Genomic DNA, 13,700 nt, shown 5'->3' with positions numbered 1-13,700 from the left:
CGGCTCCCTCCCCGTTATGGTTTTTCCACCGTATACATGCTGCGGCGTTCCTCGTTTTCAAGCGCGGCTTTCCACGCTTCGCTATAGGTTCTTTTCGCCGCTTCGAATCGGTCATTCAGCACAGTGACTTCCGCTTCATCGGCCAGCATTTGGCGCACCCAATCCGGACTCATCCGGTTCACCCAAGGGGCCGTGCGTTCGCCATAGATGCCTGTTTCCCGGTACAGTTGGACGTAAGCTTTAGCAAAACGAATCACTTCTTCCTCCGTTGCCACGGTCGTCAAGCTGTCGCATTCCCGGACTTCGGTACCGCCGTTTCCGCCAAAATAAAGCTGATATCCGTTCTCTACGCAAACCACGCCAAAATCCTTCGTCAACACCTCGGCGCAGTTCCGCGGACAGCCCGTAACGCCCATTTTCATTTTGTGCGGCGTGTCGACCATCTCGATTTCCTGCTCGAGCCGGATGCCAAGCCCTAACGAATCCTGCGTGCCAAAGCGGCAAAATCTCGATCCGACACACGATTTGACGTTGCGCAGCGATTTGGAATAGGCATATCCCGAACGCATCTCAAGCTCTTCCCATACCTTCGGCACATCCTCTTTTTTCACGCCGTACAGGCCGATCCGGCTGGCGCCCGTGATTTTGACCAGCGGCACCTCGTATTTCTTCGCCACCTCGCCGATGCGGATCAGATCCTCCGGCGTCGTTGTTCCGCCGTACATCCGCGGAATGACGGAGAAGGTGCCATCATTCTGAATATTGCCCTCCATCCGCTCGTTAACGTAGCGCGAGGCCTTGTCGTCGGCATACGTCTCGGGACGCAGCATCCGCAAATAATAGTTCAGCGCCGGACGGCATTTCGAGCAGCCTTCCTCATGCTTAAACCCGAGGACCATGCGCACTTCCCGTGGCGATTGCAGTCCTTTCTCCCGAATCGCAGCGACCACTTCATCACGGGATAGCGTCGTGCAGCCGCACATGCCTGCCGCCTTTTGCGCCGATGCATCGAATTTATCACCGAGCGTATGCGCAAGGATCGCTTCGACCATGCCGCGGCATTTGCCGCACGAACCGCCGGCTTTCGTCAGCGATTTCACTTCATCAAAAGTGGTCAATCCGTTCTCAAGGATTGCGCCGACGATGGTTCCTTTAGTCACCCCATTGCAGCCGCAAATCGTCTCATTGGCGCTGATCGATGCGACATCCAGCCCGCCATCTTCCCCGGCCTTATGCAGCACGGATGCGCTCGTATATTCCTGAATGTCGCTTCCTTTTTTCAGCATGTTGAACAGCCGCGTGCCATCCGACACATCCCCGTAGAGAACGACGCCGACAACCTTCCCGTCGCGAACCAGCACTTTTTTATAGGCTCCGGCGAATTCGTCCTGAACGACAATCGCTTTCGTATTCTCATCGGCATGAATTTCCCCACCGCTAAACAGATCGCAGCCCGCCACCTTCAACTGCGTGGACAACACGCTGCCATGATACCCTTCCGTTGACCGGCCCGTTAAATGATCCGCAAGCACGACTCCCTGTTCATATAGCGGCGCCACCAGCCCATAGGCAATTCCGCGGTGTTCGGCGCATTCGCCGACCGCATAAACGTTAGGGTCCGACGTCTGCATGACGTCATTGACTTGAATGCCCCGGCCTACTGCGAGCTCCGCTTCGCGCGCAAGCGCAATATTCGGACGGATGCCGACGGCCATCACGACGAGATCGCATTCGACGCTTGTTCCGTCTTCGAATCTAAGTCCTTGAACCCGCCCGTCACCGTAAATTTCCGACGTTTTTTTCTCCATCAGGAACTTCATGCCCTGAGCTTCAAGGTCCCGCTGCAGCAGCTTCGCGGCTGCCGGGTCCAACTGCATCTCCATCAAATACGGCAGCAAATGAACGACATGCACGTCCATTCCTTGGTTCATCAGACCGCGCGCCGCTTCCAGCCCAAGCAATCCGCCCCCGATGACAACCGCCTTTTTATATTGTTTGGCCGCTTCCAGCATCATTTTCGTGTCTTCAATCGTCCGGAAGCCGACGACACCTTCGAGTGTATGTCCTGGAACAGGCAGGATAAAGGCGCTCGATCCTGTCGCAATGATCAATTCGTCATAAGGAACGACAGTCCCCTTGTCCGTCTTAACCTCCTGAGCCTTCCGGTCAATAGCCACGACGCGCTCATTTGTCAGCAAATGTATATTATTGGATTGATACCAATTCCAATCATTGATCGTGATTTCTTCGAAAGTCGTTTTGCCTTGCAGCACAGGGGACAGCATGATGCGGTTATAATTTGGATAAGGTTCGTCCCCAATCATCGTTACATCAAAGCGTTCGCGATCGCGGCGAAGAATCTCCTCGATGCACCGCGCTCCTGCCATGCCATTGCCAATCATCACTAATCTCTTTCTCATTTCCACGCCTCCCCTGAAACATTGTGAAATATATCACAGTTCTAGATTAGCCGATTTTTATTTCACAGGATGTGAGAAAGATCATAGAAATGAAAGAAATTTTAAATTTAGGAAAAGAAAATTTTAGTGGATTTTCAGAGAGTTTTTAGGGAGTTATCGGAGATTATTTAGGGATTATTCGGAGAGTATTTAGGGAACTCCCTTATTTTATGTAAGGTGATTGTGGCGGTATTTTCCAGTAAAACAATGAACCTGAATAATTCGATGGGGGCGAAAAATGTGTCGTAAGAATGAATCTTAAACAAGATGTATCTTTTATATTTGCAAGGATGTTGTAAACGACTTCAACAAAATCATTCGTATTTAGATATGGACTTGTCATTTTTCAACGGATATAATAACAAATACATAATCAGAAAACGAACATTAAGGCGGTATTTATGGATAAACATATGCAATTGTTTCGAGGTACTGCATTTTCTAGCAAATCTTCCAAAGAAACTCAAATATTAAAAGACCATCTGTTCTGCATCAATCGTGACGGAATGATTGAAAAAGTCGTAGCGCCAGACGATCCCGACTATCACCCATTGCTGGATGCTTATCAAGGCAAAGACAACTTCCGTCAGTTAGCTGAAGGCCAGTATCTATTGCCCGGATTTGTCGACTTGCATGTTCATGCGCCGCAATGGGCCCAATCCGGAACGGCATTGGACATCCCGCTCTATGATTGGCTGAATACGTATACCTTCCCGCTTGAATCCAAGTTCTCGGATCTCGAGTTTGCGCAGGAGGTCTACGATGATTTGGTCGGCACCCTGCTCGCCAACGGTACGACGACAGCCCTTTATTTTGCAACCGTTCATAAAGAAGCAAGTTTATTGTTAGCCGAAATATGCGCCGAGAAAGGCCAACGCGGACTCGTCGGGAAAGTGGTCATGGACGATCCGGAGCAAAATCCGGAAAACTACCGCGACGCCGACAGCCGGACAGCACTGGCCGACACGGAAGAATTTATTCTCGCTGTAAAAGAATTATCCAAAACCACGAAACAAGGCGTTTTTCCCGTCGTGACGCCCCGGTTCATTCCAAGCTGCACAGATGAGGCTTTAAAAGGTTTGGGCGAGCTGGCGGAAAAATATGACGCGTATGTGCAATCACACTGCAGCGAAAGCGACTGGGCACATGGTTATGTTCAAGATCGATTCCAGAAAAATGATGCCTTTGCCCTGCATGATTTTGGCCTGCTGCGCGATAAGTCCGTCATGGCACATTGCAATTTCCTGAACGATGATGATGCGGATTTATTTGCCGAAACGGGAACGGCTATTGCCCATTGTCCAATATCCAACGCCTATTTTGCCAATAGCGTCATTCCCGTAGCTCATTTTCATGCCAAGGGCGTGGAGATTGGCCTCGGGACCGATATTTCAGGAGGATTCTCACCCAGTCTTTTCGATAACATCAGGCAAGCTGTCATCTCTTCCAGAATGCTGGAGGATGGCGTTAACCCTGCCCTTTCTGCCAAAGAACGCGGCGTGCCGGGATCACGTATTACGGTTGACGAAGCGTTCTATCTTGCTACGGCCGGCGGCGGCGAAAGCTTAAGCTTACCCATCGGCCGCATTCAAGAAAACTATGCATGGGATGTGCAGGTCATCGATACCAAGCTGCCATCCGCTAAATTGCCGATCTTTAACGAAAATGAAGATTTACATGACGTTTTCCAAAAAATTATGTACCTGACCCGGCCTGAACATATCCGCGAAGTCTGGGTGCAGGGCGAAAAAGTTCATTCACGTTAAAAATAGAAGACAATCGTCTATCAACGTATCTTCATAAAAGTAAAACCGCAGCTAGCGGCAGTTTCTCTTGCGATTTAGAATGGTTCAACTCCGCTGAAAACATAATCAGTGCTTGACAATAGGCTAAGGTAACGAAGGGGACGGAATCGATTCTTACGAAGCTGAAAGCTTTTTGAAAAAAGCTGCTTCGAAAGCGTAGTAGCCGTCGTTCAGCCTTGGCAGCGACACGGCACTTCCCTTTGTTACGGTATGCTACGATCAACCAAGATATCTCTAACGAAACTACAGAACGCTATTGCCCCAAAAACAAGAGTAAATGAAATCTAACGAAACTATGTATCGTTATTTAGGAGAAAATCAGGCTTGCAGACACTTATTTAGCTTAATAGCGATACCCTGTTTCGTTAAAATTTCAAAAAGGTCTTTTTGTTGCAAATAGCGATGTCACGTTTCGTTAGAGATGAATATTTTTTGCGACGTATCTTCATAAAAGTCAAACCGCAGCTAGCGGCAGTTTCTCATACGGGGATGGAATGGTTTAATGGAAGAGTTTAGCGGAAGAACGATCCGGGGCACGGTGCCGCAGTGGTCAACCCGCATAATGACAAGAACTAATGTCAGTTTTGAGCCCCAATAAAAATCGAAAATTCGAGGTGTACATCTAAGTGAACACACAAGCAGACAAGCAAGATCACGCTCCACAATTGACGGTTTCGCCTGACGAAAAAATTTCGGTCGGGAAATCCATCATCCTGGGTTTACAGCATGTTATAGCCATGGACGTCTATGTCGTGCCTTTCCTGATCGCGATGTTAATCGGCCTATCATCAGGCCAGTCCAGCGCTTTGATTCAAGCGACCTTTATTGCGGCCGGGCTTGCCACGATCGTGCAAACTTATTTCTGCATGAAGCTGCCTGTCGCCCAAGGTCCTTCTTATGTTCCGCTTGGCGCGATCGTCAGCATTTATGCCGCTAGCGGCGGCGGGCAACTAGGTTGGAACTCCGTATTGGGCGCCGGCTTGGTGGGTTCGATCTTAGTTATTGTTTTGGGCTATACCGGGATTTTCAATAAAATCGTGAAGTCATTTATTCCACCGATTGTTGGCGGCACAATCATATTTATTGTTGGCCTTTCTTTATTGCCTGTGGCTATCAGAGACAATATTTATGGGGCCAAGGATGCGACGATCAACCAAAACGTACTGCTGGCCCTGATTTCAGGCGCTGTACTCATTCTTTTCGTGATCCTGGGTTCTTTGCTCCGCAATAAAGGTTCCATCTTCAGAATTATTTCGGTCATGGTCGCGCTCGTTGTCGGATGTATTTCCGCGAATATTATGGGCGTGTTGGATTTCTCCGCGGTTAACCATGCCAAGTGGTTTAGCATGCCGCATATTCCTTTTGCTGATTTTGGCTTTTCCTTCAACTTTTCGGCGATCATCACCATGATCATCATTTATTTCGTATTGTTGGCTGAAACAACGGGCACATGGTTTGCCGTCAGTAACGTCATCGATAAACCGTTAACGGATAAAAATCTGAATCGGGGCGTCATTGGGGAAGGCATTAGCTGCCTTATCGCTTCTTTGCTTGGTTCAACGCCTGTTACCGGTTATTCCACCAATGCGGGCATTATTTCCATCACAGGCATTGCGAGCCGCCGCGTTTTCCTTGCCGTAGGCGTATGGTTTGTCATCTTTGGCTGTTCGGGCAAACTAGCCGTCTTAATCTCTTCGATTCCAACCGCCGTCATCGGCGGCGTATTCAGCATCGTCTGCGGCATCATCGCGATTAATGGCATACAAGTAATGAAAAACGTAAAAATCAGCGAAAAAGAAATGTACATCATTGCGATTCCGATGATCATAACCTTGGCTCTGGTAATGATTCCGCAGGATTTCTTGCATTCTTTGCCTACATTCGTGCAATATCTGTTGGGCTCGCCTATCTTAGCTGCTTCTCTTGCGGCGATCTTATTGAATAAATTGCTGCCAAGCGCAAAGTAAGTTGCAAATCCGGTGGAGCTCCGCCTTCAACGCCAAATCGCGCGCTGAAACCGGCGTACGGTGCCACAACGTAGTGATTTAGTTGCGGGAGAACGAATGATACGATGGTCCTCTAAAAAGAGTCTGCATCCAATCTTGATAGGGCTGATTCGGAAGGCTGCGGTGAATCAGGCTGTGAGAAAGCCGTATAAACCATCTCTAACGAAACGTGATATCGCTATTTACGCCAAAAATGGCCGCTGAAAGTTCTAACGAAACAGGGTATCGCTATTGAGCTAAATAATGGCCTTTAAGACTGTTTTTACACCAAATAACGATCTGTAGTTTCGTTAAATTCGATTTGCTTTTGTTTTTGAGGCAATAGCGCTCTGTAGTTTCGTTAGAGATACGAGAGAGATACTGAAGATACGAGAGTGATACTGAAGATACGAGAGTGATACTGAAGATACGAGAGTGATACAAAAAGAAGCTGAACGAATATCGTCAGCTTCTTTTTGCGCCCTCGAATGCCGCTTGTTCAGGATGCTTCTTTTACGATCCAAACAAGTATTAAGGGGTTTGCTTCACATAAGTTCCTTTCATGAACTGATACATAAAGTCGTACAGCTGGCCATTACCGATGGTTTTCATTACTTATCCAATAATCCACATAAGCGGCTGAACGTAATCCTCCCGTGCGGATAATGCAGTGGAAGCTTTTCCGCTTCCTTCGCTTATTGGCTCTCCGGCAGCTCAATCCATTGATAAGGCTGCTTGGCGGCTATAAGCGCATGTTCAATAATGGTTATGACGGCAAGGGTCTCGGAGGACGGCACAGTCGCCTCTCCGGTCTCAAAGAACCTCGTCAAATCGCGAATAAAGATCTGGAAGAAATCCGATGCCGGCTGCACGACGCGGCAGGCTCCCGAGTCGTAGTTGATGGACATCATGAACGGAGAGCCCTGACCCGGCTGCTGGATCGTTGCCTGCCGACCGCCTGGGAACTCGATCAGCAAGGCTGGCGCAGCCTCCGTACCGTTGAACATGACGCGCTTCGCGCCTGTGCCCATCAGGGCGATGATCGGCTCGATCTGGTGAATCGAGTAGTTTTCCATTGCACCCGGTCCCCAGCTGGAGATTACCTTGATCCCTGCGCGCTCGACTTCTGCATATTCCGCAGCATACCGGAGCGCTGATGAAGAATACAGCGGGGTCTGATGCTTCGCGGCCCGCTCAAACAAACGCATCGCCGCTGCCCTGTCCGGAGCAAACGTCTTGTCAATGTAGGTCGGCTTTCCCGAGGCCAGCGGCAGCTGGGCAAGCATTTCATGCTGTTCCGGGTTGTCGGGCGACAGCACGATCAAATAATCGCTCTGTGCGATCACTTCCTCGATCGTTCTGCACCACGTCACGCCATGCTTCGCGCACCACTCCGTATTGCTGAGCCCCTGTTCGGCATCCTTCATGCCGTAAGCATAAGCGACCTCCATCGTGCCGCCAGAAGCATTGCGAATCCATTCAGGGTATTGGTTCGCATGCCATTCATCCAGATAGTAGTCGATAAAGCCTATTTTCTTCATCCCAGCACGCCCTGTTCCAGGAGCGATATCTCACAGCCTCCTTCAGAGGATCGATAAATGGCTTCGATAATTTGCGCAGACAAAATCACCGTATCGATGTGAGACGGCAGCTTTTCACCCGAATGAATGCCAGCAATAAAGCTGTCGATTTCCTCCTGGAAAGCGTTGTTCTGCGGATAGCTCGGGGTGCTTTCCAACAAAGCGCCGTGCTTCGCCGAGTACAGCGTGAACTCCTTGCCGTACTGGAGACGAATGCCCGCTTTATCCCCGAGAAAATCAATGTACGTTTCTTCGACGCCTATATTTTGCGCCCAAGCACCGTTTACCGTAATCGATGGTCCTTCCGTCCGAATCATGGCCGTCACGAAGTCATCCACATCATAGCTGCCTTCATAGTTTGGAGGACCTGCCCACATGTTCAGGTAAGCGTAATTCTGCATGTCTTTGCCAAGCTTGGAATACGCCTGCCCCGTCACCGTCTTCGGCTGCGGATCGCCCGTGCAGTACATGACGATATCCAGGTAATGAACGCCCCAATCTATGAGCGCCCCGCCGCCGGCAACCGCCTTGGTCGTAAAGTCTCCGCCGAGTCCGGGAATCGAGCGATGCGCACGGAAGCTGACCACAACGTGATACAGTTCGCCAAGCTCTCCGCTTTCGATCATCTGTTTGATAATGTTGACGCCTTTATTGAATCGGTTCACGACGCCAATATTGAGCGTTTTGCCTGTTTCATGCTGCACCTTCTGCATCTCCAGCGCTTCCTTGTACGTTCTGGCGGCCGGCTTCTCGCACAATACGTGCTTGTCCGCGCGCATGCAGTCGATCGCAATGGAGGCGTGGACATTGTTCGGGGTACATATCGACACCGCCGTCACCTCAGGATCGTCCAAAATGACCCGATAGTCCTCCACCGCCGTGCCGCACCCATACTGCTGGGCCGCTTTCTCGGCCCGCTCCTTGCGAATATCGCAGAAATACTTGATCTCTACGTCCTGATTGGCCATGTAAGCCGGAATGTGTGCATTGTTGGCAATGGTTCCGCAGCCGATCACCGCTACAATCGTTTTTGTCATAGCAAGTTCCCTCCGGTTATTGGAATCCGGTAAAGACAGACCCGGATTGCATAAAGTATTTGACCGAGCAGTTTCATCCGAATGAAAAACGCCATCCCCCTTCAAACCGGCGCATTCATCCGCGACTCGTTTCGGCCAACTACTGCCATGTTATCATGCAAGCGGTTGATTTGATTTCAATATCGTATGTGAAAATAGGATTATCGTATTAATTTTGAAGCTGCTTCTTTGTCGCCTGTTTGCGGAACTGATTGGGCGATATGCCTGTGTAATTTTTAAAAATTCTGCAAAAATAGGACAACTCGTTAAATCCCGCCGCAAAACACACATCGGTGACCGTTAAGGACGGATGCTGGAGCAGCCTAAGCGCATTAGAGATACGGTGGTCAATGAGATAGCGGTTAAAGGTCTTGCCTGTCCATTCTTTGAACAAGCTGCAAAACGTCGATTTCGACAGATTCGAAACGGCGCATACATCCTCCAGCTTAATATCTTCATGCGCGTTTTTATGGATATATTCAACTACCTTCGTCATCGTATCACGATACTTTTCCGACTTCTCAAAACCAGCTTGGACAAGCTCCCCGTTCACCTGGCGAACGATGATCGATAATAACAGCAGCAGATTAGCTTTCAGGACGATTTGAAAAAACGGCGTGCGCCTTTCATATTCTCCAAACATATCCTGAATCAAACCGCGAATCCGGCTATCCGTAACCCCGTCGAAGGTCATTTGATGCGAATTTGCGTTTTCTGCATGCACAAAATAGGTTAAATAGCTGACGTCAAAAAAGGGATGCTCCCCCGCCGGATCGTCAAAACGTTCGTTAACGAATCCCGGCAGAAATTCGCATCCCCAAATTTCAACCTCCTGCTCGGGTGGGGCCTGAATGCGATGTACCGTAAAAGGAGGAACGACAAACATGTTTCCCTTCGTAATGTGGTACTGCTGCTCGCCAATCATGTGCAGGAACTCGCCTTTGGCTACGTACCAGATTTGAAAATAATCATGAAAATGCGCCCACAAGCTGGTCAGCTTGTTCATTCTATACATTTTGCACGACAGGTCTTCCAGCATCTCCAGCTTGGAGTTGAAAAAAACGACCCCGGAACGGGTTAATTCATCGATATCTGCCTTTTTCATCTTCATCCATCTGCCCCCCTTCCCCTGTCTCTTATATTTATTTCATGTCAGTACCATAGATTCCTGTCGTAATGATTGCAAAAACCTATCCTATGTAAGAAAAGCGTCTATCGACGTACTCTATAAGAAGATAGACCGCATTTAGCGGATGTTTTTCTTATATACATTCTGCAACCGTCAGAATAGGGACTTGTATAACAAGTCCCCCATTTCGTCACCTAACTATATAACTTGAACCAATGATTTGCATGGATGAAAGCGCCGGGTGAAATGTCCTCTCGAGGTTCGGACCTCTCCCTTTAATTCCCATGCCGCAAAAGCTGCAATCCCTGCGCGATGACGCCGTAAATCGGCTCTTTTTTCGCCTCGTCGATTAGCGCCAGCGGGGAGACGGACCGGAAGGCGGCAGCCAATCGGTTTCTTACAAGCGGATTATTTTGCAGCACGCCGCCCTGCAGAATAACCGTGAATGACGCGGTAGCCATGCCGAGCTTGCTCATCACCGACCTCGCACCCAGAAACAGCTCATCGGCGGCCGTCTCCAGAATCAAACATGCAATCTCGTCCCCCTCCTGTTCCGCTTCGCTGACGTACCTCGCGAGTTCGGCTGTTTTGTTTACGCTGTACTCGGCGGAATAAACCCAGTTGAACAATTCCTCTTCTGTCCGCAGTCCCAGATGCCGCAGCAGCTTACCGGTCAGTGCCGTGTGGCTGCCCCGTCCATCAAATCCGCGCAGAACGGCATTGATGGCCTGTTTGCCGATCCAATAACCGCTGCCTTCGTCGCCGATACGGTGGCCCCAGCCGCCTGACCGTGCGCTTTTGCCTTGATCATTGATCCCGAACATGATCGAACCGGTGCCAGCGATAATGAGGATGCCGGGCGCTCCGCCCGTTGCTCCAAGCAAGGCGGCCACGCCGTCATTCTCGACAAAGATGCGGTCCGCCGTCACTTCGGTGCGGGCAAGTGCTTCCCGTACCATACCTTCGATCACTTGGCGGTCATGCTCGGTATCGAGGCCGGCTACGCCAAATACTGCGCAGGTCACGTGAAGCGGCCCGTCTTCCGTAATGTTGGCCGTCTCCTTCTGTGCAAGGGAAGCAGATTCCACATCGGATTCTGGCGGCTTGTTCCCTACGGCAGCTGATACGGCCAACTGCCGCTTGGCCTCCTGAATCGCCCGCGTCAACTCAAGTGCCGCAGGTTCCCGGCCTGCTCCCTGATAGTTGCATGATCCCGCTCTCCCGCTCGCCAGCATTCGGCCCTCCGTATCCGCGAACACGGCCAGACACTTCGTTCCCCCGCCGTCTACTGCCAACAGAGGGACCGTTGCTGTCATCATAAGCTGCCGCCCCAACCGGCCAGCGTGCGGTCAAGCTCCGCAAGCGCTCCTTCCACCTGGGCACGTGCCGCGTCCAGCCACTGCTCCTGGCTCTGCTGGCTTGTTTTCCGTTTGGCGATCGTGCCTCGAATTTCTGCTGGAGCAGGTCCGCCCGGCAATGTCCGGATATCCACAAAATGAACCGGGTCCAGCGCCAACCGCAGCTGCTCCGCAGTCAGCGACAGCTTCCGGCCAATGACTTGAAGCGCGATCTCATTGACAAGCTCCAGCGTAATTTCGTTTGCCGCGAGCCCCGCGGCAACGGAACGCTTTACCACATTGCTCACGATATGGTGGGAATTGCGGAATGACAGGCCGTCGGTGCGCACAAGCGTATCCGCCAGTTCGGTCACCGTGGCGAAGCTGCCTTCGGTCCGCTTCCGGAGAACTTCTTTGTTGACATCGATCGTCCCAATGACGCATGAGAGCAGACGATACATCCGGTCCAGCACCTGGAGCGCCTTCCAGGCATAAGGCTGCATATCGTCTTCGGTATCGACGATGTCGCCGAACGGCGTGTTATGCATCATCGTCAGCACCGTTTGGGTATTGCCTACGCAGCTGGATAGAAGCGCGCGCATATGTTCAAACGAAACCGGGTTCCGTTTTTGCGGCATGATGGAGCTGATCTGCACATAGGGGTCAGCGACGCGCAGCATGCCAAACTCCTGAGTGCACCACAGCAAGAAATCCTGCGACGATCTGCCCAGATTAATGGCCGCCAATTGCACGGCAGTCATCATTTCGCCTATATAATCGGCCCCGCCGATCGCATCGTATGAGTTGTATATAAGTTCGTCAAAACCAAGCAGTTCCTGCATCCGCTTCCGGCTGATGGCGAAACCGGAAGTGGTCAGCGCCGCCGCTCCCATGCTGCTCCGGTTGCAGTTGGCATAAGCGGCCTGCATCCGGCGGATATCGCGGTCGAGCGAGTCCGTCATCGCCATGATATAATGGGCGAGCGTCGTCGGCTGCGCCTGCTGCGTATGCGTATACCCGATCATGACCGTATCGGCATGCTCCTCGGCAAATGCAAGCAGCTGGCTCTTCAGCGTTAAAGCTCCGCGAAGCGTCGCGAGCAGCTTCTCCCGCAGCACGATCCGGTAAATCGCGATGCCCATATCATTGCGGCTGCGGGCCAGATGCAGATTGTCCGCGATATCTCCGGCCGCTGCATGCAATTCATGCTCGACCTGGAAGAACAGATCCTCGAATTGTCCGGTATATTCGGCGTGACGAAGCTTCTCCAGATCGAGACCGCGAATTGCATCCGCAATTTGCCCCGCCTCCTCTTCGGTGACAAGTCCCTGCTCCTTCAGCATGATGAGATGCGCTTTGTTGATCGCCATCATCGGCGCGAGCAAACTGGTTTTCGCTTCATCAAAAGCAGGCGCGAGCACAACTTCCGTATATGTGCGGCCCGGAAAAAGCTTGCCTTCTTCCTCTAAAATTTGTTCCCGATTTCTCATGTTGTCCAGATCCTTTCCGTAATGTTCTTGTGATTGACCGTGAACCTTCATCATGTTCAGCATACGTCTGCCTTGATAACAGCGTTCAGCCGCGTTTTGACCAATCAAATCCCGGCTCAATCCTGAGAATAATTCTTGTATTAAGCAATTTGTCGACAGCGGCTCTCTCCTAGGTTCATCTTCTAAAATAGTTCTTCCTTACATGGTTTGGGATTGGCGGAAGCACAAAAAAGGAGACATCTCTAACGAAACGTGGTATCGCTAATCATGCCAAAAAAGGCTATTAAAAATCCTAACGAAACAAGGTATCGCTATTAAACCAAAACAATGCCTTTAAACCGGGTATTTATCCCAAATAACGATTTGTAGTTTCGTTAGATTCGATTTGCTCTTGTTTTTGACGCGATAGCGCTCTGTAGTTTCGTTAGATTCGAATTGCTCTTGTTTTTGATGCGATAGCGCTCTGTAGTTCGTTAGATTCGATTTGCTCTTGTTTTTGATGCGATAGCGCTCTGTAGTTTCGTTAGAGCTACAAGTATCGCCTTTCTCAACAGCCAAACGCCTACAGCTTTCCTTCTGAAAGCTCTTTTGCGAACGCTCCCGCTTCATAAGAATCGATTCCGCCCTGCCCTCTCCTTCGCCTCTCATCAGGCACCAAGTTTAGTGTTGATCCGGCAATCCTATGTACCGTTTTTCTCTTCGCAGTGGGCCTATCGTTTTGACTGAAGGGAGAGGGCGCGAGCGAAGTGATTTTGATTCCCATCCCCCGCGCACTCCACCCTTTTTACAGCCTTCCTTCTTCTTTTATTCCTCTTCTTTGTTCTTTTTTCTTTACCCGC

Annotated in this window: 8 protein-coding genes; 2 read left to right on the top strand and 6 right to left on the bottom strand. The window is 50.5% G+C overall.

The features are described from left to right. Positions 1–14: 14 nt before the first annotated feature. Entirely contained in the window at positions 15–2,420 is a 2,406-nt protein-coding gene (nirB, locus tag L6442_RS05000) for a nitrite reductase large subunit NirB (protein WP_212977820.1), read from the bottom strand. A 440-nt stretch (positions 2,421–2,860) separates the two neighbouring features. On the opposite strand from nirB, the gene guaD reads away from it, so the two are divergent. Together guaD and L6442_RS04990 are read left to right on the top strand one after the other, a co-directional pair. After that, the gene (guaD, locus tag L6442_RS04995; protein WP_212977821.1) at positions 2,861–4,225 is read left to right on the top strand and encodes a guanine deaminase; all 1,365 of its coding nucleotides are present in this window, start codon (positions 2,861–2,863) and stop codon (positions 4,223–4,225) included. Positions 4,226–4,890: 665 nt separating this feature from the next. Continuing rightward, complete coding sequence (locus L6442_RS04990) at positions 4,891–6,231, top strand: uracil-xanthine permease family protein (RefSeq protein WP_212977822.1); 1,341 nt, start codon at positions 4,891–4,893, stop codon at positions 6,229–6,231. 713 nt (positions 6,232–6,944) lie between these two features. Here the strand turns inward: L6442_RS04990 and L6442_RS04985 are convergent. The 5 genes from L6442_RS04985 to argH form a co-directional block, all read right to left on the bottom strand. After that, positions 6,945–7,790: a Gfo/Idh/MocA family oxidoreductase gene (locus tag L6442_RS04985; RefSeq protein WP_212977823.1), complete on the bottom strand. Its 846-nt coding sequence runs from the start codon at positions 7,788–7,790 to the stop codon at positions 6,945–6,947. Continuing rightward, positions 7,787–8,866 carry a Gfo/Idh/MocA family protein gene (locus L6442_RS04980; protein WP_194232932.1) on the bottom strand — a complete coding sequence of 360 codons (1,080 nt, stop codon included), beginning with the start codon at positions 8,864–8,866 and terminating at the stop codon, positions 7,787–7,789. Before L6442_RS04980 ends, L6442_RS04985 begins: the two co-directional genes overlap by 4 nt. 208 nt (positions 8,867–9,074) lie before the next feature. Next, positions 9,075–10,016 (bottom strand): AraC family transcriptional regulator, encoded by a 942-nt coding sequence (locus tag L6442_RS04975; RefSeq protein WP_237100224.1) that lies wholly within the window; start codon positions 10,014–10,016, stop codon positions 9,075–9,077. 293 nt (positions 10,017–10,309) lie between these two features. Further along, positions 10,310–11,353 carry an N-acetylglucosamine kinase gene (locus L6442_RS04970; RefSeq protein ID WP_212977824.1) on the bottom strand — a complete coding sequence of 348 codons (1,044 nt, stop codon included), beginning with the start codon at positions 11,351–11,353 and terminating at the stop codon, positions 10,310–10,312. Then, positions 11,350–12,861 (bottom strand): argininosuccinate lyase, encoded by a 1,512-nt coding sequence (gene argH / locus L6442_RS04965; protein ID WP_212977878.1) that lies wholly within the window; start codon positions 12,859–12,861, stop codon positions 11,350–11,352. The genes L6442_RS04970 and argH overlap by 4 nt, the downstream gene beginning before the upstream one ends. Between the last annotated feature and the right edge of the window lie 839 nt (positions 12,862–13,700).

This window comes from Paenibacillus azoreducens (genome assembly GCF_021654775.1).
In the GTDB taxonomy this organism is placed as follows: Bacteria; Bacillota; Bacilli; order Paenibacillales; family Paenibacillaceae; genus Paenibacillus_AQ; species Paenibacillus_AQ azoreducens.
The sequence above is the reverse complement of the archived record's forward strand: the minus strand, read 5'-3'. Positions and strand labels throughout refer to the sequence as shown.